This window comes from Aureimonas endophytica, from assembly GCF_014642635.1.
Classification (GTDB): Bacteria; Pseudomonadota; Alphaproteobacteria; order Rhizobiales; family Rhizobiaceae; genus Plantimonas; species Plantimonas endophytica.
The window spans coordinates 1-22866 of the sequence record NZ_BMIQ01000016.1; the positions used below are offsets into that span (position 1 = coordinate 1).

Genomic DNA, 22866 nt, shown 5'->3' on the forward strand with positions numbered 1-22866 from the left:
GCCCGTGCCGTCCGGCTTCACCCGGATCTTCACGTTGTAGTCAACAACCCGCTTCACACAGACAAGGATCTTCATTGGCTCAACTTGGTTCTCATGAAGTGATGGCAACGCGATGGCGATCAGATGACCGCCTCTTCCATGAACGGCTCGTTGCGTGGGATGCGCTCGTATTGGAACGGCGTCAGGTCGAGCGTCTGGAAGGCACCATGGATGATGAGTTCGGACACGGCGCGCCCGACGGCGGGTGACTGTTGCAGACCATGGCCGGAGAAGCCGTTGGCGAACATGAAGTTCGCAACCTCCGGGTGGAAGCCGACGATGCCGTTGTGATCGAGTGTGTTGTACTCGTAGTGACCCGTCCAGCTCTGCTGCACCTTCAGCGCGTCGAAATTCGGAATGCGGTGCCAGAGCGCCGGCCAGATATATTCGTCGAACTCGGCATGGAGGATCTCGAAATCCTCGTAGCCGGCCGGGCCGTCGTCGCTCGGTGTATTGCCGGTGAGGAAAAGCTCACCCTCGGGCCGCACGAAGGTGCCGGTCAGGTCGATGACGTTGGGCATCCGGCCGGGAATGGGCGTGGCGCTGGAGAAGACGAAGCTATGCCGCTTGCGGGGCTCGACTGGGATCGACAGGCCAGCCATGCCGGCAATCATCTGCGCGCGCGGCCCCGCCGCGTTGACCAGCGTACCGCAGGACACCGCTTCGCCCGTGCTGAGAGCCGCCGCGACGACGCGGCCGTTCTCCACCGTGAGCCCCGTCACCGCATTGTCGATATACTCGACCCCGGAGCGCCGCGCCGCCCGACGGAAGCCATTCAAAAGACCCATGGAGTCGAACCAACCCTCGGCCTCGGCGCCCCAGGAGGCGCCGCCGAGATCCTCGACGTTCACGTAGGGGAAGCGCTCGCGGATGCCGTCCTGGTCGAGGAAGACCGTATGGGCACCGAGGCTGCGCTGGAGATCGACGCGCGCCTTGGCCGCGTCCACGCCCTCGGGCGAGCAGCAGTAGAGATAGCCGTATTCCTTGAACCCCAGATCCGGCGACGGTTCGTCAGGATAGAAGGGTTTCATGCGCTCGGCGAAGGAGCGAATGATCTCGACGCCGAACTGGCTGATCTTCACGTTGATCGGGTTCGAGTATTGCTGGCGGATCGCGCTGGTAGAGAGCGCCGTCGAGGAGAAGGTGTAGGTGCTGTCGCGTTCCACCACGAGGATCGAGGCGTTGTCGCCAAGCGCTTGCGACAGCCAGTAGGCGACGGAAGAGCCGACCGCGGCGCCGCCGACGATGACGATGTCGTAGCGATCCTTGGACGGGGGCTTGTAGGCTGGAATGGGCATGGCCTTGACCTCGCGTGTCAACGTTGGAAGGAGGCGACGAGGGCGTCGGAGCCGCGCGCCAGGAGCCCGAGGTCGGAACCGACCGCGACCATGGTGAAGCCGTCGGCGAGATAGCGGTCCGCATCTGCCTTCACCGGGGCGAGGATGCCGGATGCCTTGCCTGCGGCAGTGGTGTCGCGTAGCACCGAGGCGATGGCGGCCTGCACCGCCGGATCGCTCGGCCGCCCCATGGCGCCCATATTGGTGGACAGGTCGCCCGGCCCGACGAACAGGACGTCGACGCCTTCGACCTCGGCGATCGCTCGCGCGTTGGCGACGCCCGTCTCGCACTCGATCTGTAGAACGAGCAGCCGCTCGCGCGTGGCGTTGGCATGGTAGTCGGCGATTCGGCCGAAGGCGTTGGCGCGGTGCGATACGGAAAAACCCCGGCGCCCAGCCGGAGCGTAAGTCGCCGCAGAGACGATCTCCCGTGCCTGGTCGGCTGTACGTACGTTCGGGATCATCAGGTTGCGCGCACCGACATCCATCAACTGCTTGATGAGGTTCGGATCGTCCGAAGGCGAACGCACGACGCCTTCGCATTCGTGCCCGCTCAGCACCTGGAGCTGCGCCATGATGGTTCGCAGGTCGTTCGGGCTGTGCTCGCCGTCGATCAGCACCCAGCCAGCGCCGGAGCCGGCGACGACTTCGGTGGTGAGGGCCGAGGCCAGGGAGCACCACACGCCGATGGAAGGCTGACCGACGGTCAGCGCTGCCTTCAGCAAATTCCGACGTTCGATCATCCCGTAACCTTGCCAGACATCGCGGTTGAAATTTGTATGATGTCATATAACATAGGCTGTGAGTTTCCCGCAAGGTGGATCCAAAGGACGGAGCGGCGAGTGGCATGAGAATCGGATTCATCGGATTGGGCGTCATGGGTGCGCCGATGGCGGCGCACCTGATGGCGGGCGGCCACACCCTGTCGACCGTGCTCAACCGCTCGCCACTTCCCGCCGGATTGACGGCGGACGTGCTCGAAACGCCCGCGGCCGTGGCCGCAGCGTCCGAGGTCGTGATCACCATGCTGCCGGACACCCCGGACGTGGAGCGCGTTCTGCTGGGCCGGAACGGTGTGATCGAGGGAATCCAGCCCGGATCCCTGGTCATCGACATGAGTTCGATCAGCCCGATCGCCACGAAGCGGTTCGCCGAATCCCTTCGCGACAAGGGCGTCGGCTATCTCGACGCGCCGGTCTCGGGCGGCGAAGTCGGGGCAAAGGCGGCGACGCTGACGATCATGGTCGGGGGCCCCGCCGACGAGTTCGAGCGCGCCCGACCTCTGTTCGAGACGCTCGGCAAGAACATCACGCTCGTGGGCGAGGCCAACGGCGCCGGACAGACGTGCAAGATCGCCAATCAGATCGTCGTCGCCCTGACGATCGAGGCAGTCGGCGAGGCTTTGGTCTTCGCCTCCAAGGCGGGCTGCGATCCTGCCAAGGTTCGCTCTGCCCTGATGGGAGGTTTTGCCGCTTCTCGAATCCTGGAGATTCACGGCGAGCGCATGATCAAGCGCACCTTCGCGCCGGGCTTCCGCATCCGCCTGCACCAGAAAGACCTGGCGCTGGCACTCGACAGCGCCCGCGCTCTCGGTGTCGCCCTTCCCAACACGGCCTCGACCCAGCAGCTCATGAACGCCTGCGCCGCCATGGAAGGTGGTACGGAGGCTGATCACTCCTCGCTCGTGCAGGCGCTGGAGCGCTTGGCGGGTCACGAACTCTCCAACGAAGAGGCATGAATCCCATGCGTGGATCAGGCAAGGCCGACGTCTTCTACATGCTCGCCCATCCCGTGGGCCACGCGAAGAGTCCCGGCATCTTCAACGAGATCTTCGAGGAGAAGGGTCTCGACAGCCTCATGGTCCCGGTCTCCTGCAAGCCGGAAGACTTCGAGGCCTTCTGGGCCGGCGTCACCGCGACGGAAAACGTTCGAGGCGTGATCGTCTCGGTGCCCTACAAGACGGCGGTCTATAAGAAATGCGCCTCCGCGCATGACCGCGCGGCGCGCGTCGAGAGCGCGAACTCGGTACGGCGGCTGCCCGACGGCACGTGGTATGCCGAAAATTTCGACGGCGTCGGCTTCGTCGATGCATTGAAGGACGGCGGCCATCCCATCGCCGGCAAGCGCGTGCTCCTCGTCGGGGCCGGCGGCGCGGGCGCCTCCCTGGCCTATTGTCTCGCCGAAGAGGGCGCGATCGAGATCCGCCTCGCCGATGTCGACCGCGAGCGCGCCGAGCGGCTTGCCGCCCTCGTCGCGAAGGCTTTCCCCGCATGCACGGTTCGTGTCGGCGAGCCCGATCCGACAGGGATGGAACTCGTGGTCAACGCAACCCCCATGGGGCTGAAGCCTACGGATCCGCTACCGCTCGACACGGCCAAGCTGACCGCCGACATGACGGTGATGGACATCATCATGGAGCCGGCCGAGACGCCGCTCCTGAAGGCCGCGCGCGAAGCAGGCTGCAAGGTGCAGGCTGGGCGCCCGATGATGGACTTCCAGGTCAAGGGCATGTCGGAGTTCTTCGACATCGAGCGCAAGGATCGCTTGAATGGCTGAAGCGCGCACGGTCGTCGTCACCGGCGGAACATCCGGCATTGGGCGCGCCATCGCACTGCGCTTTGCGCAGGAGGGCGATCGCGTCGTCGTCGCGGGCCGGGATCGGGATCGCGGCGAGGCCACGGCCGCCGACTGCCGTTCCGCCGGAGCTCCGGACGCCCGCTTCAGCGCCGTGGATGTCGCCGACGAAGCGTCGGTCGAGGGCCTGGCCCACGCGACCGACGAGGCGTTCGGCACGCCCCACATCCTCGTCAACTGCGCCGGCATCCTCCAAAGCGGCAAGCGCGTGCTCGCGCAGGACCTCGACGAGGATGAGCGTCTCTGGCGGGTCAACTATCGCGGGACCCTGATCGGGTGTCAGGTTTTCGGGCGCCAGATGGTGGCGGCCGGGCGCGGGGCGATCCTCAACGTCGGCTCCCTCGCCTCCTTCGCACCGCTCTCGCTGCCGGCCTACACGCCCGGCAAGCATGCCGTTCTCGCGCTGACGCAGATCCTGGCGGCCGAGCTCGGGCCGAAGGGCATCCGGGTCAACGCGGTGGCGCCCGGCTATACCCTGTCCGACGGCCTCAAGGCCAAGATCGCTCGCGGCGAGCGGAATCCGGAGGCGATCACCGCCTCGACCGCCCTCCGCCGTTTCGTCGAACCAAACGACGTCGCCGAGGCTGCGCTGTTCCTGTGCGGCGATCGAGCGGCCTCGATCACCGGCGTCACCCTGCCGGTAGACGCCGGTTGGCTCGTTCAGGCCCCCTACGCTCAATACCTTCAAGGCAATCCGATCCGCGACGACGCGGCCCTGTAAGGATCACACCATGAGCGACATCCACCGCTTCGACTTCGACACCCGCATCCACCACGGTGTGATCCATAACGGCACCTTCTACCTGACGGGTCAGGTCGCCCGGCCCGGCCAGTCCGCCGCCGACCAGATGCGCGAAGTGCTCGCCAAGATCGACGACCTCCTCGCCAAGGCCGGCACGGACAAGACGCGCATCCTGCATGTCCAGATGTGGCTCGATGATGTACGGGACTTTGACGAGGTGAACACCGTCTGGGACGCATGGATGCCGAAGGAGCACGCTCCGGCGCGATCCTCGGGCCAGGGCCGCATGGCCAAGGCGGGCATGTTGGTCGAACTGATCGTGACGGCCGCGGTCTGACGGCAACCGCGCGAGCGGAGGAAGGGAGCGAACACCCCCATGGCGAGGCGGAAGCCCCTTTCCACTGTCGTAGCGGATGACCTGTTGGAGCAGATCCGGTCGGGCAAGCTGGCGCCGGGAGCACAGCTTCCCACAGAAGCCGAACTCTGCGCGGCCTACGAGGTCAGCCGCACCGTGATCCGCGAGGCCGTGGCGCGACTGCGATCGGAAGGGCTCATCATCCCCGAGCAGGGACGGGGCATGTTCGTCAGCGAGGCGCCCGCCCAACGCAACTTCTCGATCTCGGCCGAATCCCTCAAGACCCTGCCGGAGACCATCTCGCTTCTCGAACTGCGCCTCAGCGTCGAGACCGAGGCGGCGGGCCTCTGTGCCGAGCGGCGAACGGACAAGGAAGCTGAGGGGATCGTCGCCCTGATGGACGAGATCGACGCGCGCCAGGAGGACCCCTCCTCCATCGAGATCCACTACGATTACGCCTTCCATCTCGCGATCGCGCAGGCCACCCGCAACGAGTTCATCCACGGCTTCCTGACCTATCTGCGTCCGATCATCGTGCCGCGCTTCCAACTTGGGCTCGTGGTGATGCCCGAACTCAAGCAAGCCTATTACGACCGCATCCATGCCGAACACACCGACATCGTGTCCGCGATCGTCGGGCAGTCCCCGGAGGCGGCGCGTACGAACATGCGCCGTCATTTATCGAACAGCCTCGAACGCGTCAGGGCGCTGGCCCTGGCATCCGGCATCGACCAGGAAAGCGAGGAGCAGAAGGCGGCGGCTACGAAGCTCTTCGCCGAGCTGACGCAACCGATGCCGTCCTCGTACAGGGCCTGGGGCTGACGCAACGCGAAACGAATTGTGCATTGCAAAACAGCGCTTTTCTGCCTGCTTCTTAGGCAGATGAATCGAATCCAGCTACGTCGGCGAAAAGCCCCGTCAGCGCTGGAGTTGCAGCTGTCCCCAGTGCCTACCTTCTCATCAAGTGGCATCGCGGCCTTCTGAGACTGCAAATCTAAACTTTCGTGTTTCCGCATTTTCTTGATTTTCGATCGGCCGCCAGCACGCGACAGTGGCCGCAGAAAATCGGGAGTACCGATGTGAAGACCGCATTCATCACGGGCGCGACGAGCGGCATCGGTCGGGCGACTGCTATCGCACTCGCCGAGGCGGGCTACGAGGTCTTCGCGACCGGCCGCAACGCCGCCGCACTGGATGGCCTGCGGGACGAACACCCATCCATCCGCCCGCTTGCGGCCGACGTGTCGGACCGGGAGGCAATGGAATCCATCGTCGCCGACCTCCGGGTCGACGTCCTCATCAACAATGCCGGCGTGATGCCGCCGCTCGGCAATTTTGCCGATATGGCACTCGCCGACATCGACACGGCGCTGGAAGTCAACGTCAGCTCGGCCATCCTGCTGACGCGCGCGGTGATCGGCGGGATGCGCTCGCGGGGCTCCGGTCACGTGCTTTTCGTCGGATCGTCGGCCGCCCACGCGGCTTTCCCCAACGTTGCCGTCTATTCCGCGACCAAGGCGGCAATCGCAGGCTTCGCCGCTGCGCTACGGGCCGACGTCTCCCCCTTCGGCATCCGCGTGACGGAGATCGTGCCGGGCCGGGTCGAGACGCAACTCTACAAGTCCATTCTCGACGCCGATGCACGCGCCGCGATGTACGCGGGCGGCGTCGCGCTCCAACCCGAGGACGTGGCGGCCATGATCGTCGCCGTCCTCAGCCTTCCGGAGCGCGCCGACGTCACGCGCTTCGACATCATGCCCACTCGTCCGACGACGCCCAGCGGCTCAATGCAAGGATCGAAGTCATGAAGGATCTGTCCGTCGTCATCGTGGGCGGAGGCTCCGGCCTCGGCGCGCTCCTGGCCGATCGCGTCGTGGAAGAGGGCGCGAGCGCCGTCGGCATCATCGACATCAACCCGGATGCGGCGGAGGCCGCCCTCGGCTCGGCCCGCGCCAAGGGTCTGCCGACGGCGGTCGCGCGCTGCGACATCCAGGTCGGGCCGGAATGTCATGCGGCCTTCGAGAAGATGGTCGCCGGGCTGGGACGCGTCGACACCATCATCAACTGCGCGGCGATCTACCCCCGGCGCCCGCCGCTCGAGATCACCGACGCGGAATGGGACGCGTCCAACGGCATCAACATCAAGGGGACATACCACATGATGGTGGCTGCGGTCCGGCACATGCAGGGGCAGGAGCCGAAGGGCGAGGTTCGCGGGCGGATCGTCAACATCACCTCCGTCGACGCCTTCAAGGCGCACCCGCAGAACATGCACTACGCCGCGACGAAGGCTGCCGTCGTCAGCCTCACGCGGTCCTTCGCCCACCTCGTCGCGCCGGACAACATCCTCGTCAATTCGGTCGCGCCCGCCGGCATGGCGACGGAGAAGGCGGTGGCCTCCGGCTTTCTGGCGGAACTCACCAAGGCCAGCCCGCTGGGACGCGGCGCCAAGCCGCCGGAGATCGCCGAATGGGTGCTGATGGCGGCGGGGCCGAAGAACACCTTCATGACCGGGGAAAACATCATCGTCTCCGGCGGCTACATCTACGCCTGATCCCGCCAGGGTCGGGCTCGGACCGGCTCGCCTTTCCATCGACCGGACGCAGCAGGCGCGCAGACGAGAAGGAGGCTTCGACGATGAACGGAAAGCTCCGGCTGCCCTCCCTCAACGCCCTGCGTGTCTTCCACGTCGTGGCGCAGCATCGCAGCATCCGTCAGGCCGCCGACGAACTCCTTGTCACGCCCCAAGCCGTCGGCCAGCAGATCAAGCTTTTGGAGGACACGCTCCAGGTCACGCTCTTCGAGCGCAAGGGGCGGTCGATCGAGCCGACCGAAGCCGCGATCCTCCTGTCGCACTACGTCAAGGCGGGCATGGAGGAGTTCGCCGAAGGCGTTCGCCGCGTCACGCATTCGGCCAGCCGGGAGCGGATCAACCTCAACTCCAGCCCCTATTTCGCGACCCACTACCTCCTGCCCCGGCTCTCGCTCTTTCGCGACATCATGCCGAGCCTGGACCTCCGCCTGACGACGATGATCGACCTGCCCGACTTCGCGCGAGACGACATCGACCTGTCCGTTCAGTGGGGCTACGGCGACTGGACCGACTACGAGACGGCGCTCCTCGTGCCGGACCCGAAGGTGATCTGCTGCACGCCCGCCATCGGCGAGCGCATCCGCACGCCGGCCGACCTCGCCGCATTCACGCTTCTCGACCTCGTGAAGTCGAAGCGGCTCTGGTCGGACATCCTGCGCCATCTCGGGGTCGATCTGCCGCGTGGCAACCGAAGCGTCGGCTTTGACGACGCGGCCACGATGCGGCGCGCCACCATGCAGGGCATCGGCGTCGGCCTCGTGTCGCTGATCGACGCGGAGGAGGACCTGCGGCTCGGCACACTCGTCGCCCCGCTCGGCCTGGATGCGCTGGTGGGCATGCCGGCGGAGGAAGTGCCCGGCTTCCATCTGGTGGTGCCGCGCGGGCACCTCAGGGTGAAAGCCCTGGCGGCCCTTCATCGATGGCTTCTCGAACAGGACTGGCGCGCCGATCTCGCGGCGCCCCTCCCAAAATCGGCTCCGTATCCCGGCTGACGGCATCCCCATGGGGATCGGCGCGCATGCGGCCCGACGTGCAGTGCAACGCAGAACAACCCCTCAGGAACTGGAGTGCGACATGAAGTTTGCCAAAGCAGGTATGGCCATCCTGGCCCTCGGCCTCGTGCCGTTCGTCAACCCGGCGCAGGCCGCCGGCGGCAAGACGCTGGAAGACGTGAAGGCGCGCGGCGCGCTGAACTGCACAGGCCACGACGGATCCTATCTCGGCTTCGCAGAGGTCGACGACAAGGGCGCGTGGAAAGGCATGGACATCGACCTCTGCCGCGCCGTGGCGACGGCCGTCTTCGGCGATCCCGCCAAGCTCAAGATCATCCCGATCAGCTGGGCGCAGCGCTGGCCCTCGCTCCAGTCGGGTGACGTCGACATCATCATCAAGGCCTCGGGCGCCACGCTCAGCCGCGATACCGAACTCGGCCTCCAGTTCTCCAATTCCTACTACCTCGGCACCACCAAGGTGATGGCGCATAAGAAGCTGAACCTCGCCTCGCTGAAGGATGCCGACGGCGGCACGATCTGCATCCCGGCCGGCACCTCGCAGGAACCGCAGGTCGCCGCCTACGCCTCCAAGCTCGGCATCAAGCTGGAGCCGGTCATCATCGAGAAAACGGAGGAACTGGAGCAGGCCTACTTCTCCGGCCGCTGCGACCTCTACGCCCAGTGGGGCCCGACGCTCGCCATCGCCCGCATCGCCAAGGGCAAGGTCGAGGACCACGTCATCCTGCCCGACGTCCTCGACGTCGAGCCGGAAGTGATGATCATGCGCCAGGGCGACGACAACTGGGTCGACATCGCCAATTGGACGCTTTCGACGCTTCTCTTTGCCGAGCAATCCGGCATCACATCGCAGAATGTCGACCAGATCCGCGACAACCCGCCTTCGCCGCAGATCGCGAAGTTCCTCGGCAAGACCCCGGGCATGGGCAAGGGTCTCGGGCTGTCCGACGACTGGTCCTACAACGTCATCAAGAAAGTCGGAAATTACGCCGAGATCTTCGACCGGAACCTCGGCAAGGACTCGCCCTATAAGATGGAGCGCGACCTGACCAACCTCTGGAACGCCGGCGGCGTGCTCTACCCGATGGTGATCGACTGACTTCGCCGATGCTCCGCCGTCCATGCGGCGGAGCATCCCGTCACCTCCAGGGAGCCGTGCGATGGGAAGCCTGTTACGCAATCGCAAGGCGCGCGCTGCGCTATTGCAGATCCTCTTCGTCGGAACGCTGCTGGCGCTCCTGATCTCTGCGGTCCTGATCGCCAAGCAGAACCTGGATGCGAAGGGAATCACGTCGGGCTTCGGTTTCCTGGAAAAGGCGACCGGCTGGAACGTGAATTTTTCGCTCCTCCCGGCTTCCTCCAACGATCCCTACTGGTGGTACTTCCTCATTGGCATCACCAACACGCTCTTCCTTGGCATCGTCGGCCTCGTCTGCGCGACGATCGTCGGAATGGTGGTTGGTCTCGCGCGCACGTCCTCCAACGAGCTCGCCGCGCTGCTCGGCCGAACCTATGTCGATTTCTTCCGCAACATCCCCCTCATTCTCCAGGTGTTTTTCTGGTACGCGCTGATCACGCGCCTGCCGACCCCGCGCGAAGCCCACGAGGCCTGGGGCATGGCGTTGACCAATCGCGGGCTTTACATGCCGACTCTCAATGTCGGGAGCTGGGCCTTCATTGCCTTTCTCGTCGCCGGCCTCGCCGCCTTCGTCGCGTTCGTGGTGCTGAGCCTCGCCGAGGTGCCTAGACATGCCGTCCGCGCGCTGCGGACAGCTCGCTGGGCCTTGCCGCTGGCGCTCCTCGTCACCGGCCTCCTGTGCCTTCTCCTCGGCCGTCTGCCCGACTTTCCTTTCCTTGATGTGCCCGCCCTGCAAGGGCTCAACATCCGCGGCGGCCTGCGCGTGCCCCCGGAGTTCCAAGCCCTGGTGATCGCCATCGCGATCTACGGCGGCTCCTATATCGCCGAGATCGTGCGCGGCGGCTTCAAGGCCGTGGGCCGGGGGCAGGTCGAGGCGGCGCGCTCCGTCGGACTGTCGGGCTGGCAGACCTTCGTCTACGTCCGCCTGCCGCTCGCCATGCGTGCCATGCTGCCGATCCTCGCCAACCAGTATGTCTGGCTCATCAAGGCGACGACGCTCGGCATCACGGTCGGCTTCACCGACTTCTTCATGATCGTGGCCCTCACCATCAACCATTCCGGCCAGACGATCGAGGCCATCGCGATCCTGATGGCCGGCTTCCTCGCCATCAACCTGTCGATCGCGGCCATCTTCAACCGCATCAACAAAGCCATCGCCCTCAAAGGCAACCAACTGAGAGGGTAACGGATGTCTGCCATAGGACTACCCGCATCCCGCCGCCGCAGGACGCTGCGCAAGCGCTTTTTCGCCACGCCGTTGCAGGCTGTCGTCTCGGCCGTGTCCCTCGCGATCCTCGTCACCGTCGTCTGGAAGCTTCTGAACTGGGCGGTGTTCTCCGCCGTCTTCACGGCAAGCGGTGGGCCGGCCGCCTGCGAGGCGGCATCCGGCGCCTGCTGGTCGGTCATCGCCGCGCGCTGGCGCATCATCTTCTTCGGCCTTTTCCCTTATGACGAACAGTGGCGTTCGGGGCTCGCATGCCTGACCGTCGTGGTCATGGTGGTGCTGAGCTGCATCCCGGCCTTCTGGACCGGGCGCCGGATCGCCGCGGTCTGGATCCTGGGCGTCGCGACCTTCTACGTTCTGATGAAGGGAGGCATCCTCGGCCTGCCTTATGTCGGCGAGGAGCAGTGGGGCGGCCTTGCGCTGACCCTCTTCATCTTCGTATCCACCTGCCTCCTCGGCTTTCCCGTGGCAATCGGGTTGGCGCTCATGCGCCGCTCGGAACTGCCCTGGATCTCGCGTACCACCGGCATGATCATCGACGCCGTGCGTTCGCTGCCGCTGATCTCCATCCTCTTCACCTTCGCCGTCGTTCTGCCCTTCGCGCTTCCCGACTGGCTTCAAGGCGACAAGCTCTACCGGGTGATCGTCGGCTTCGCGCTGTTCTTCGCGGCCTACCAGGCGGAAATCGTGCGCGGCGGCATGCAGGGCGTCGCGAAGGGCCAGGACGAGGCGGCCAAGTCGCTCGGCCTCGGCTACTGGGAACGGACGGGCCGCATCCTCCTGCCCCAGGCCATGCGCAACGCGCTTCCCGCGACGATCAACCAAGTCGTGATCTCCTTCAAAGAGACCTCGCTCGTCATCATCGTCGGGTTCTTCGAGATCCTCGCCTCGGGCAACGCGGCCTATGGCACCGGCGAATGGCGCTTCGCCTATGTCGAGGTCTACGCCTTCATCGCCCTCATCTACTTCGCCTTCGTCTTCAGCCTCTCCCGCTACGGCGCGTTCCTCGAGCGCCGCATGTCGGTCGGCCAGCGGTAAGGAGCTTTCCGATGACGCAGTCCTCCGCGTCCGACACGCCAGCCGTCCAGCTCATCGGGCTCGGCAAGCACTACGGAAACTTCAAGGCGCTCGACAACATCAACCTCACGGTGAAGCGCGGCGAGAAGATCGTGGTCTGCGGGCCTTCGGGGTCCGGCAAGTCGACGATGATCCGCTGCATCAACCGTCTCGAGGAGCACGACGACGGGCGCATCGTCGTGCTCGGCACCGAACTCGACGACGACATCGGCAACATCGACGAAATCCGCCGCGAGGTCGGCATGGTCTTCCAGCACTTCAACCTCTTCCCGCACATGACCGTCTTGGAGAACTGCACGTTGGCGCCGATGCGGGTGCGCAAGATGCCGCGCGCGGAGGCGGAGGCGATCGCCCGGCGCTATCTTGAGAAAGTTCGCATTCCCGAGCAAGCCGACAAGTATCCTGGCCAACTTTCCGGCGGCCAGCAGCAGCGCGTCGCCATCGCGCGCTCGCTCTGCATGCAGCCGCACATCATGCTGTTCGACGAGCCGACCTCGGCGCTGGATCCTGAGATGATCTCGGAAGTGCTCGATGTCATGGTGACGCTCGCGGCCGATGGCATGACGATGATCTGCGTGACGCACGAGATGGGCTTCGCCCGGCGCGTCGCGGATCGTGTGATCTTCATGGACCGCGGCGAGATCGTCGAGGACGCACCGCCCGAGACCTTCTTTACCGCCCCGCGCAACGAGCGAACCAAGAAGTTCTTGTCGCAGATCCTCGGCCACTGAGCCGCGGCTTCAACGAACGCCGCCATCCTGGCCTCTCCAGTCGGACGTGTCGATGACCGCTCAAGCCCTATCGCAGCTCCTTGGCCCCTTGGGCTGGTTGACGGGTCCCGACGCGGCCGCCCATAGCCGCGACTGGCTCGACCGTTTCGGTGTGCCGCCCCTGGGCGTGGCGCGTCCGAAGGACACGGATGAAGTCGCGGCCACGGTGCGGATCTGCAGCGAAGCGGGTCTCGCGGTCGTGCCACAGGGAGGCAATACAGGCCTCTGCGGAGCCAGCGTGGCAGATCGCGAGGAAGCGATCATCCTGTCCCTGTCGCGCATGTCGGCGATCGGCGAGCCCCACAGCGGCGGCGGCAGCGTCACCGTCGAGACCGGGGCCATCCTGGCGTCGGTCCACGAGGAAATGGCACGCCGGGACCTCATCTTTCCCATGCATCTCGGGGCGGAAGGCAGCGCGAGGATCGGTGGTCTCATCGGGACGAATGCCGGAGGCAGCCATGCCTTCCGCTATGGGATGATGTGCGACCTCGTTCTCGGCCTCGAAGTCGTTCTAGCCGACGGCACTGTCTGGAACGGCCTGCGCGAGGTGCAGAAGGACAATGCCGGCTACCAGCTCCGCAAGCTGTTCTGCGGATCCGAAGGCACGTTGGGCGTCGTCACGCGCGCGGTTCTTCGACTGCATCCGGCGCCGAAGCAACGCTCGACCGCACTCGTCGCCCTGGCCGACCTCCCAGCCGCGGTCGCGTTCGGAAACCATCTGCGCGGTGAGGCGAGCGAGTTTCTCTCCGGACTCGAGTTCTTCACCGACATCGGGCTGGGTTTCGTGCTGCGCCACCTACCCGACATCGGTTTCCCCTTGGAGACACGGGCTCCGGCCTACGTCCTGGTCGAGTTGACCTCTTCTTCCCGCCGCGTGCCGCTCGATGCGATCCTCGAGGACGAACTCACCTGGGGCATGGAGCGGGGCTTCGTCGTCGATGGGGCCATCGCGATGTCCCAGGCTCACCGTGACAAGTTCTGGAAGCTCCGCGAGGAACAACCGGAGGGCCAGCGGCTGGAAGGCGCCCAACTCAAGCACGACATCTCAGTGCCGCCGGGTCGGATCGCCGAGTTCGTCGATGTCGGTTCAAACCTTTGCGCGGAGCTCATGCCCGGCGTCAGGGTGAACGCCTTCGGGCACCTCGCCGACGGCAACATTCACTGCAATCTGTCTCCCCCGCCAGGCGCCACGGACTTCTCTGGAATGAACTCGGAACTCGGTCGCGCCCTCGTTGCCCTGGCGACCGATATGGGCGGCAGCTTCGCGGCCGAGCATGGGCTCGGACGAGCGAAGATCGCGCTGGCGAAAACATTCAGGAGCGCCGTCGAGCGATCGCTGATGTCGAGCGTCAAGGACGCCCTCGATCCCGGGCACGTCCTCAATCCCGGCGTTTTGATCGGGCCTCGGCAGTAAAGCAGAACTTTCCAATGAACCGGATTTCTTGATTTCGCCGCCGGCGGCCAAGGGGCACGTTTCATTCGGAGCGCATCCGCATCGAGGCTCAGGCGCCGAAGCACACCAGATGCAATCGGCGGGCGCGCAAGCTCTCCGGATCGGATTCAAGGAGTGAGGACCATGGCGCGAAACGGCGGCCAGTTGTTGGTGGAGTGCCTGCTGGCCCTCGGCGCGACCAAAGGTTTCGGGGTGCCGGGAGAGAGCTACCTCGCAGTGCTCGACGCCCTCCACGACACGCGCGGCCGGCTCGACTACCTCCTCTGCCGGAACGAGGGTGGCGCGTCCTTCATGGCGGCTGCCTACGGCAAGCTCACGGGCAGTCCGGGCCTCTGCTTCGTCACCCGCGGACCCGGCGCCACCAATGCTTCCATCGGCATCCACACCGCGATGCAGGACTCCTCGCCGATGATCCTCTTCGTCGGCCAAGTCGGTACCGACATGACGGGGCGCGAGGCCTTTCAGGAGGTGGACTACCGCGCGGTCTTCGGCTCCCTTGCCAAGTGGGCGGTGGAAATCGACCAGGTCGAGAGGCTTCCCGAGATCGTGGCGAGGGCGTGGACGACCGCCGTGTCCGGGCGACCGGGGCCCGTCGTCGTCGCCCTGCCCGAGGATATGCTGACCGACGAGACTGACGTGCCTCCCCTGGCAGCAGCTCCGAAACTCTACGAGGCGGCCCCGTCGAGCGCCGCGGTTGCGGCGGCACACGACCTTCTCGCCCGGTCGCAGCGCCCGGTCCTGCTTCTCGGCGGGACGAACTGGACCGAAGAGGGCCGCACGGCGCTCCAGCGGTTCGCCGAGGATTCCGACATCCCCGTCGTCGCCGCCTTCCGCTATCAGGACCAGTTCGACAACCACTCCCCTGTCTTCGTCGGCGAAGCTGGGGTGGGCATGCCACCTCACGTTCGCACCCTCATCGAAGAGGCCGACACGATCCTGGCCGTGAACGTGCGCTTCGGCGAGATGACGACGAACGGCTACACGCTCCTGTCCGTGCCGCAGCCCCGCCAGACGCTGATTCATGTTCACCCGTCCGATCGGGAGGTCGGCAAGGTCTACGTGCCGGCGCTCGGCATCCAGGCGGGGCCGAACGCGTTCGCGCAAGCGCTCGAGCCCGTTCAGGGCGGGTGGGCCGGCTGGCGCGAGGAAGCGCGGGCAGCTTACGAGGCGAGCTTCCAGGCGCCCGCCCAGCCGGGGCCGGTCGACATGGTCGCGGTCACCGCCTGGTTGCGCGATAACCTTCCCGAGGACGTCATCCTCACCAACGGGGCGGGCAACTTCACCGTCTGGCCGAACAAGTTCTTCCGCTTCGGAAGCAGGGCCCGGCTTCTTGCGCCGCAGTCCGGCGCGATGGGCTACGGCGTGCCGGCCGCGATCGCCGCCAAGGCCGCCATGCCCGCGCGCACCGTGGTCTGCTTTGCCGGGGACGGCGACTTCCAGATGAACTGCCAGGAGCTCGGCACAGCCATGCAGGCCGGCGCCCAGCCGATCGTCCTGATCCTGAATAACGGGATCTACGGGACGATCCGCGCGCATCAGGAGCGTCACTATCCCGAGCGGGTCTCGGGGACGACGCTGGAGAATCCGGACTTCGTCGGCCTTGCCAAGTCCTACGGCTTTCACGCCGAGAAGGTCGAGGCCACGCAGGACTTCGCCGCCGCCTTCGGCCGCGCCCTCGAATCCCCGACCGGCGCGGTGCTTGAACTCGCGGTCTCGCCGGAGGCGATCACGCCCCGCCAGACACTCACCCAAATGCGCATCGCAGCGCTCAACGCACGAAAGGCCGACGTATGACCGAAGGATCGGACGACATCCGCCTTGGCGCCGACATCGGCGGCACCTTCACCGACATCGCGCTCGACGTGCGCGGCACGGTCTTCTCGACAAAGGTCCTCACCAACTACACCGCGCCCGAGCAGGCCATCCTCGACGGTATCGAGATCGTCGTCCGCGACGCCAACATCGAAGCAAGCGACATCGGAATCGTCATTCACGGCACGACGCTCGCGACCAACGCCCTGATCGAGCGCCGTGGCGCGCGGACCGCCTTCGTCACGACGGAGGGCTTCCGCGACGTCCTCGAGATGCGCACGGAGAACCGCTTCGCCCAGTACGACCTCGACATCAAGATTCCAGCGCCGCTGATCCCGCGGGAGGACCGCTTCACGGTGAGGGGCCGCATCGGCGCGGACGGACAGGAGCTCCTCGCACTCGACGAAGTCGCGCTCCAACGCCTCGCCGAGAAACTGGCCGGCCAGGGTTTCGAAGCCGTGGCCATCGGCTTCATCCACGCCTATGCCAACCCCGCCCATGAGCGCCGGACGCGCGAGATCCTAGCCGCGAAGCTCGATGTGCCGATCTCGATCAGCTCCGAGGTCTCGCCCCAGATGCGAGAGTTCGAGCGCTTCAACACGGTCTGCGCCAACGCCTATGTGCGGCCGCAGATGGCGACCTACCTAACCCGGCTCCAGGTCCGCCTGAAGGAGATGGGCGCGGACTGCCCGGTCTTCATGATCCACTCGGGCGGAGGCCTCATCTCGGTCGAGACGGCATCCGAGTTCCCGGTGCGACTCGTTGAGTCCGGCCCGGCGGGCGGAGCCATCTTCGCGGCCGACATCGCCCGCCGCTTCGGGCTGGAAAAGGTCGTCTCCTACGACATGGGCGGCACCACCGCGAAGATCTGCCTGATCGAGGACTATGCGCCGCAGACAGCACGCACCTTCGAGGTCGCCCGGACCTACCGCTTCACCAAAGGGTCGGGCATGCCGATCTCGATCCCGGTGATCGAGATGATCGAGATCGGCGCCGGTGGCGGCTCCATCGCCTGGGTGGACGCCATGGGGCGCATCCAGACCGGTCCGGAAAGCGCAGGCTCGGAGCCAGGCCCCGCCTGCTACGGACGCGGCGGCAAGCGCCCCGCCATCACGGACGCCGACCTCGTGATGGGCAAGCTCGACCCCGACAACTTCGCGGGCGGCGCGATCAAGCTCGACACCTCCGCGTCCGAGCGCGCCATCCTCGCCGACGTCGGCGAGAAGCTGTCGCTCGCGGCCCTGCCGACCGCCTTCGGCATCTGCGAGGTGGTCGACGAGAACATGGCGAACGCCGCCCGCGTCCACGCCGTCGAGAACGGCAAGAACGTCTCCGACAACATCATGATCGCTTTCGGTGGCGCGGCCCCGCTTCATGCCGCCCGGCTCTGCGAGAAGCTCAGCATCGACCGCTGCCTCGTACCGCGCGGTGCGGGCGTCGGATCGGCCATCGGCTTCCTCAAGGCGCCCTTTGGCTACGAGGCGCTCGCCTCTAAGCTCGTGCGCCTGTCCCGTTTCGACGCGCAGGAGGTCAACGCCCTCCTCGACGAACTCAAGGCGACCGCCGAAGGCTTCGTTCGCGCGGGCACCAGCGGAACGATCACCCGCGAGATCACCGCCTTCATGCGTTATGCTGGCCAAGGCTGGGAGATCCCGGTCCCCCTGCCCGACCAGCCGTTCGGACCGAAGGCGCGGGAGGAACTCGCGCAACGCTTTCAGGAGAGCTACGGGCGCTTCTTCGGCCGTGCCATCGACGGGCTCGGCGACCTCGAGATCGAGATCGTGACCTTCTCGGTGAAGGCCAGCGACGAGCGGCCGGCGGGAACGCGCGAGGAGATGACGACCGGATCGTCCGAGGCGACGGTCGAGGTTACCCGCGAGGTTTTCGATCCCGCCGCGGGGGCGCTTCTCACCTACGGCATCGTCGAGCGCGACACCGTGGCTCCCGGAACGCGGGTTGCCGGCCCTGCCGTGATCGTCGAACGCGAGACCTCCACCGTCGTCACGAGTCCTTTCGACGCCGTCATCCAGGGCGACGGCGCCATCCTCCTCATCCGCAAAGGCGCCTGAGACCCATGAGCGACATTGCCGACATCCGCATGCAGGTCATGTGGAACCGCCTGATCTCGGTCGTCGAGGAACAGGCGCTCACTCTCCTGCGCACCGCCTTCTCCACCTCGGTGCGTGAGTCCGGCGACCTCTCGGCCGGCGTCTTCGACCCGCGGGGCCGGATGCTCGCCCAAGCCGTCACCGGCACGCCGGGCCACGTCAACACCATGGCCGAGGCCGTGGCGCACTTCATGGACGCCATCCCCCGCGAAGAGATGTTCGAGGGCGATACCTACGTGACGAACGACCCCTGGCTCGGCACGGGCCACCTGCACGACATCACGATGGTGTCGCCGTCCTTCCTGAACGGCGAACTCGTGGCCTTCTTCGCCTGCACCGCGCACGTCGTCGACGTCGGTGGCCGCGGCTTCGGCGCCGATGCGAAGTCGGTCTACGAGGAAGGCATCCAGATCCCGATCATGAAGTTCGCCGAGCGCGGCAAGGTGAACCTCGACCTCGTGCGGATCCTGCGCGCCAATGTGCGCGAGCCCAACCAAGTCGTGGGCGACTTCTACTCCCTGGCGGCCTGCAACGATGTCGGCCACCGCCGCCTCGTCGAGATGATGCGGGAGACCGAGCTCGACACGCTCGAAGGCCTCGGGCAGTTCATCTTCTCCCGGACCCACGACGCTATGGTCGAGCGCCTTGCGGGGCTGCCGAAAGGGAGCTGGTCGAACGAGCTCGTCACGGACGGCTACGACGCGCCCATCAAGCTCGCCGCCAAGGTCACCGTGCGCGAGAACGAGGTCGAGGTCGACTTCACCGGCACGGACCCGATGAGCCGATATGGCATCAACACGCCGATCATCTACACCAAGGCCTATGCCTGCTACGCCCTGAAATGCGCGACCGCGCCCGACATCCCGAACAACGCGGCCTCCCTCGCCTTCTACACCGTGACTTCGCCCGTCAACATCCTGAACGCGGTGCGGCCGGCCCCCGTCGCGCTCCGCCACATCTTCGGCCACATGGTTCCGGACCTCGTGCTCGGCGCCCTCGCCCAAGCGATGCCCGGCAAGATCCTTTCGGAAGGAGCCGGCGCCCTGTGGAATATCCACATCTCGGCACGTCCCGCGAACGGCGGCGAGGGCCGCCGCGCCGAAGTGCTGATGTTCAATTCGGGCGGAATGGGCGCGCGTCCCGGCATCGACGGCCCGTCGGCCACCGCCTTTCCGTCCGGTGTCCACACGATGCCCGTCGAGGCGACGGAGCATACGGGACCGATCGTCGTCTGGCGCAAGGAGCTGCGGCCCGGCTCGGGCGGTGACGGGGAGTTTCGCGGCGGTCTCGGCCAGATCATCGAGATCGCGCCAATGGAAGGGCACGAGTTCGACTTCTCCGCCATGTTCGACCGCATCCATCATGCCCCGCGCGGCCGCGACGGGGGCGGGAACGGGGCGGCGGGCATCGTCAGGCTCGACGACGGCACCCTGATGCGGCCCAAGGGCTGGCAGCACGTGCCGGCCGGCCGCCGGCTGATCATGGAACTCCCCGGCGGCGGCGGCTTCGGCGATCCTGCCAAGCGCGCGCCCGAGGCTCGCGCCGCCGACCGCTCCAAGGGCTACCTTTCGGAGAACGACAAATGAGCTACATCGCCTCCCGTCTTTCCGTCGTGAAACCGTCCGCCTCGATGGCGGTCTCGCAGGCCGCCAAGGCGCTTCGCGCGAAGGGCATCGACGTCATCGACCTCGGTCTCGGCGAGCCGGACTTCCCCACTCCGACCCATATCGTCGAGGCAGCCTATAAGGCCGCGAAAGGTGGACAGACGCTCTACACGGGATCGGCCGGGACGCCCGAGGTTCGCGAGGCAGTTGCTGGCAAGTTCCGGCGCGAGAACGGCCTCGACTACGCGGCCGAGGACGTCGTGGTGGCGAACGGCGCGAAGCAGATCATCTTCAACGCGCTCATGGCCACGTTGGAACCCGGCGACGAGGTGATCCTGCCCGCCCCCTACTTCGTGTCCTATCCGGAGATGGTGAAGCTGCTGGGCGGCACGCCTGTCGTCGTCGAGTGCCCGGAGACGAGCGGCTTCCGCCTGACGCCGGAGGCGCTGGAGCGGGCGATCAAGCCGCGCACCAAGTGGCTCTTCCTCAACATGCCGGGGAATCCTTCGGGCACCGTCTACTCGCAGGCGGACCTCAAGGCGCTCGGAGAGGTCCTCGCCAAGTATCCGCAGGTCCTGGTACTCTCCGACGAGATCTACGAGCACATCATCTTCGATGGGCGGGAGTTCGTGTCGTTCGGCAAGGCCTGCCCGGAACTGCGCGACCGCAGCCTGATCGTCAACGGCGTGTCGAAGGCCTACGCGATGACGGGCTGGCGCGTCGGCTACGCCGTCGGCCCGGCCCCGCTCGTCAAGGCCATGACGACGATCCAGAGCCAGTCGGTCACGTCCGTCTGCTCGATCGCGCAGGCCGCGACGGTCGCGGCGTTGAACGGGCCACAGGACGAGGTGTCGCGCTTCGGACGCGCCTTCGAGGCACGCCGCGACCTCGTGGTCGACGGAATCCGGCAGGCCAACGGCTTGACGCTGTCGCCGCCGGAAGGCGCATTTTACGCTTATATCGGCTGCGGCAGCCTGATCGGGCGTCGCACACCGAAGGGCGTGGTCCTCGAGGACGACACCGCCGTCGCCAACTACCTCCTCAACGAGGGTCGTGTCGCAGGCGTCCCCGGAGCGGCCTACGGCCTGTCCCCGTATTTCCGCATCTCCACCGCCACGAGCGAGGCGGTGCTGACCGAGGCGATCGCGCGCATCAACGCCGCCGTCGCGCAAGTGGAGTAGACCATGCCGCAATACGAGCGAATCCTCATCACCGGCGCCGCCGGCCGTCTGGGCACCATTCTCCGCCCAGGCTTGGCACATCTGGCGAGCAAGATCCGGGTCGCGGGGCGCCACCCCTTCGACGACCTTTGTCCCAACGAGGAGGAGGCGGTCTTCGATCTCTCCGACATGGACGCCACCATCGCCGCTACGGAAAGCTGCGACGCGATCGTGCATTTCGGCGGCGCCTCGGTGGAAAGCCCCTGGCAGACCATCCTCGACGCCAGCATCCGCGGCTCGTACCACATCTACGAGGGCGCCCGGAAAAACGGCATCAAGCGCATCGTCTACGCTTCCTCGGTCCACGCCATCGGCTTTCACGAGATCGAGGCGCAGATCGGCGTCGACGCGCCCGTGCGGCCGGACAGCCTCTACGGCGTGTCGAAGAACTTCGTGGAGAGCCTCAGCCGCCTCTACTGGGACAAGTTCGGCATCGAGTCGGTGTGCCTGCGTATCTTCTCGTCTTTCCCTGAACCCACAGACCGCCGGCATCTGTGGTCGTATCTCTCCTTCGACGACTGCGTGCGTCTGGTGGAGGCCTCGCTGACCGCTCCGCGCGTAGGGCACACGATCTCGTTCGGCATGTCCGACAACAAGGTCAAGACGGTCGACAATACGGGGGCCAACCACCTCGGCTACCGACCGCAGGACAATAGCGAGCCGTTCAGGGCGGCCGTCGAGGCAAAGACCCCGGCTCCAGATCCGAAGTCGCTCTCCACGCGGTACCTTGGCGGCTTTTTCTGCGAACTCGGCCATCCAGATGATGAGAGCGCCTCTGTCCGTTGAAGTGCTGCGCCGCCCGCTCAGGACGACCGCAGAACGAATCGTGGACCGAAGCCGTGACGCTCTTCAAATGCCCTATGGTCGCCGGTCGCCGGCCAGCCGAGGGTGAACTGAGCCCGTGCTCGGCTTGCGGGCCGTCCCATATCTTTCGGACGAGCGGAGGAGCTGGTCGACATGAACAGCGATCGGACACACGTATCTGCCCACGCTACAAAGAAGGCTATGCTGACGGGACTGCTCCACGAGGCGATCCGCGCCGCTGATCCGGCAGCTGCGATCTCCAGCCATCTGCCCTCACGACCGAAAGGGCGAACAGTCGTCATCGGCGCGGGCAAGGCGTCGGCACACATGGCCCAAGCTCTCGAGTGCGTCTGGGACTCGCCTATGTCTGGTCTGGTCGTCACCCGTTACGGACACTCGGTGCCGACCCGACAGATCGAAATTGTCGAGGCTGCCCACCCTATTCCCGACGAGGCCGGACAGGCCGCTGCCGAACGCATCGTTGACTTGCTTCGCCCGCTGGATGAGGACGATCTCGTGATCGCACTGATCTCCGGCGGCGGATCGGCCCTCCTACCGGCGCCGTTCGGGGAACTGACTTTGGACGACGAGCGCCAGACGAACAGGGCGCTGCTGAATTCTGGCATGCCCATCGGCGCCATGAATAAGATCCGCAACGAGCTCAGCTTCGTGAAGGGAGGCAGGCTGGCGATGATCGCCCATCCCGCCCGTGTGCATACCTTCGTCGTATCGGACGTCGCCGGCGACGACCCCGCCATGATCGCATCTGGGCCGACCATTCCGATGGAAACATCACGCGAAGAAGCACGGCGGCTGGTTGAGCTCTACGGGATTTCGCTCCCGAACTGTGTCCAGACGCATCTAGAGCATGTCCTGTTTATTCCGGTTCGTAGCCTGCGGCGGCGAAGTAGTTGGCGCATTCGGTTGGCGTGAAGACGGGGACGA

At 66.0% G+C, this 22866-nt stretch carries 21 protein-coding genes and 1 pseudogene; 19 read left to right on the forward strand and 3 right to left on the reverse strand.

Going from position 1 to position 22866, the window contains the following annotated elements:
• The 3 genes and pseudogenes from IEY14_RS25215 to IEY14_RS25225 form a co-directional block, all read right to left on the reverse strand.
• A pseudogene (locus IEY14_RS25215) lies at nt 1–75 on the reverse strand (electron transfer flavoprotein subunit beta/FixA family protein); the annotation flags it as partial.
• Between the two features lie 44 nt (nt 76–119).
• Nucleotides 120–1337 (reverse strand): NAD(P)/FAD-dependent oxidoreductase, encoded by a 1218-nt coding sequence (locus IEY14_RS25220; protein ID WP_188913545.1) that lies wholly within the window; start codon nt 1335–1337, stop codon nt 120–122.
• A 17-nt stretch (nt 1338–1354) separates the two neighbouring features.
• Nucleotides 1355–2119, reverse strand: a complete 765-nt coding sequence (locus IEY14_RS25225; protein WP_188913546.1) for an HpcH/HpaI aldolase family protein — start codon at nt 2117–2119, stop codon at nt 1355–1357.
• Between the two features lie 104 nt (nt 2120–2223).
• On the opposite strand from IEY14_RS25225, the gene IEY14_RS25230 reads away from it, so the two are divergent.
• The 19 genes from IEY14_RS25230 to IEY14_RS25320 all read left to right on the forward strand — a co-directional run bounded on the left by IEY14_RS25230 (nt 2224) and on the right by IEY14_RS25320 (nt 22854).
• Nucleotides 2224–3114, forward strand: coding sequence for a 2-hydroxy-3-oxopropionate reductase (locus IEY14_RS25230; RefSeq protein WP_188913548.1), 891 nt, complete (start codon nt 2224–2226; stop codon nt 3112–3114).
• 5 nt (nt 3115–3119) lie between these two features.
• Nucleotides 3120–3932: a shikimate dehydrogenase family protein gene (locus tag IEY14_RS25235; protein WP_244639677.1), complete on the forward strand. Its 813-nt coding sequence runs from the start codon at nt 3120–3122 to the stop codon at nt 3930–3932.
• Entirely contained in the window at nt 3925–4731 is an 807-nt protein-coding gene (locus IEY14_RS25240) for an SDR family NAD(P)-dependent oxidoreductase (protein WP_188913552.1), read from the forward strand. The genes IEY14_RS25235 and IEY14_RS25240 overlap by 8 nt, the downstream gene beginning before the upstream one ends.
• A 10-nt stretch (nt 4732–4741) precedes the next feature.
• On the forward strand, nt 4742–5089 hold the full coding sequence (locus IEY14_RS25245; protein WP_188913554.1) for a RidA family protein: 348 nt from the start codon (nt 4742–4744) through the stop codon (nt 5087–5089).
• Between the two features lie 39 nt (nt 5090–5128).
• Nucleotides 5129–5929: a FadR/GntR family transcriptional regulator gene (locus tag IEY14_RS25250; RefSeq protein ID WP_188913556.1), complete on the forward strand. Its 801-nt coding sequence runs from the start codon at nt 5129–5131 to the stop codon at nt 5927–5929.
• A 257-nt stretch (nt 5930–6186) separates the two neighbouring features.
• A complete protein-coding gene (locus IEY14_RS25255; protein ID WP_188913558.1) occupies nt 6187–6915 on the forward strand; it encodes an SDR family oxidoreductase in 729 nt (242 codons plus the stop codon).
• Nucleotides 6912–7661 carry an SDR family NAD(P)-dependent oxidoreductase gene (locus IEY14_RS25260; RefSeq protein ID WP_188913560.1) on the forward strand — a complete coding sequence of 250 codons (750 nt, stop codon included), beginning with the start codon at nt 6912–6914 and terminating at the stop codon, nt 7659–7661. The genes IEY14_RS25255 and IEY14_RS25260 overlap by 4 nt, the downstream gene beginning before the upstream one ends.
• Before the next feature lie 83 nt (nt 7662–7744).
• A complete protein-coding gene (locus IEY14_RS25265) occupies nt 7745–8692 on the forward strand; it encodes a LysR substrate-binding domain-containing protein (protein WP_188913562.1) in 948 nt (315 codons plus the stop codon).
• An 82-nt stretch (nt 8693–8774) separates the two neighbouring features.
• Nucleotides 8775–9809 carry an amino acid ABC transporter substrate-binding protein gene (locus IEY14_RS25270; protein WP_188913564.1) on the forward strand — a complete coding sequence of 345 codons (1035 nt, stop codon included), beginning with the start codon at nt 8775–8777 and terminating at the stop codon, nt 9807–9809.
• Nucleotides 9810–9870: 61 nt separating this feature from the next.
• Complete coding sequence (locus tag IEY14_RS25275) at nt 9871–11034, forward strand: amino acid ABC transporter permease (protein ID WP_188913566.1); 1164 nt, start codon at nt 9871–9873, stop codon at nt 11032–11034.
• A 93-nt stretch (nt 11035–11127) separates the two neighbouring features.
• Nucleotides 11128–12111 carry an amino acid ABC transporter permease gene (locus tag IEY14_RS25280; RefSeq protein WP_244639679.1) on the forward strand — a complete coding sequence of 328 codons (984 nt, stop codon included), beginning with the start codon at nt 11128–11130 and terminating at the stop codon, nt 12109–12111.
• 11 nt (nt 12112–12122) lie between these two features.
• Nucleotides 12123–12881, forward strand: a complete 759-nt coding sequence (locus IEY14_RS25285) for an amino acid ABC transporter ATP-binding protein (protein WP_188913569.1) — start codon at nt 12123–12125, stop codon at nt 12879–12881.
• A 52-nt stretch (nt 12882–12933) separates the two neighbouring features.
• Entirely contained in the window at nt 12934–14334 is a 1401-nt protein-coding gene (locus IEY14_RS25290; RefSeq protein ID WP_188913571.1) for an FAD-binding oxidoreductase, read from the forward strand.
• A 162-nt stretch (nt 14335–14496) separates the two neighbouring features.
• Nucleotides 14497–16167 (forward strand): thiamine pyrophosphate-dependent enzyme, encoded by a 1671-nt coding sequence (locus IEY14_RS25295; RefSeq protein WP_188913572.1) that lies wholly within the window; start codon nt 14497–14499, stop codon nt 16165–16167.
• On the forward strand, nt 16164–18254 hold the full coding sequence (locus tag IEY14_RS25300) for a hydantoinase/oxoprolinase family protein (protein ID WP_188913573.1): 2091 nt from the start codon (nt 16164–16166) through the stop codon (nt 18252–18254). Before IEY14_RS25295 ends, IEY14_RS25300 begins: the two co-directional genes overlap by 4 nt.
• A gap of 5 nt (nt 18255–18259) precedes the next feature.
• The gene (locus IEY14_RS25305) at nt 18260–19879 is read left to right on the forward strand and encodes a hydantoinase B/oxoprolinase family protein (protein WP_188913574.1); all 1620 of its coding nucleotides are present in this window, start codon (nt 18260–18262) and stop codon (nt 19877–19879) included.
• Entirely contained in the window at nt 19876–21078 is a 1203-nt protein-coding gene (locus IEY14_RS25310) for a pyridoxal phosphate-dependent aminotransferase (protein WP_188913575.1), read from the forward strand. Before IEY14_RS25305 ends, IEY14_RS25310 begins: the two co-directional genes overlap by 4 nt.
• A gap of 3 nt (nt 21079–21081) precedes the next feature.
• Nucleotides 21082–21903 (forward strand): NAD-dependent epimerase/dehydratase family protein, encoded by an 822-nt coding sequence (locus IEY14_RS25315; RefSeq protein ID WP_188913576.1) that lies wholly within the window; start codon nt 21082–21084, stop codon nt 21901–21903.
• Between the two features lie 171 nt (nt 21904–22074).
• A complete protein-coding gene (locus IEY14_RS25320) occupies nt 22075–22854 on the forward strand; it encodes a glycerate kinase type-2 family protein (protein WP_188913577.1) in 780 nt (259 codons plus the stop codon).
• Nucleotides 22855–22866 lie beyond the last annotated feature (12 nt).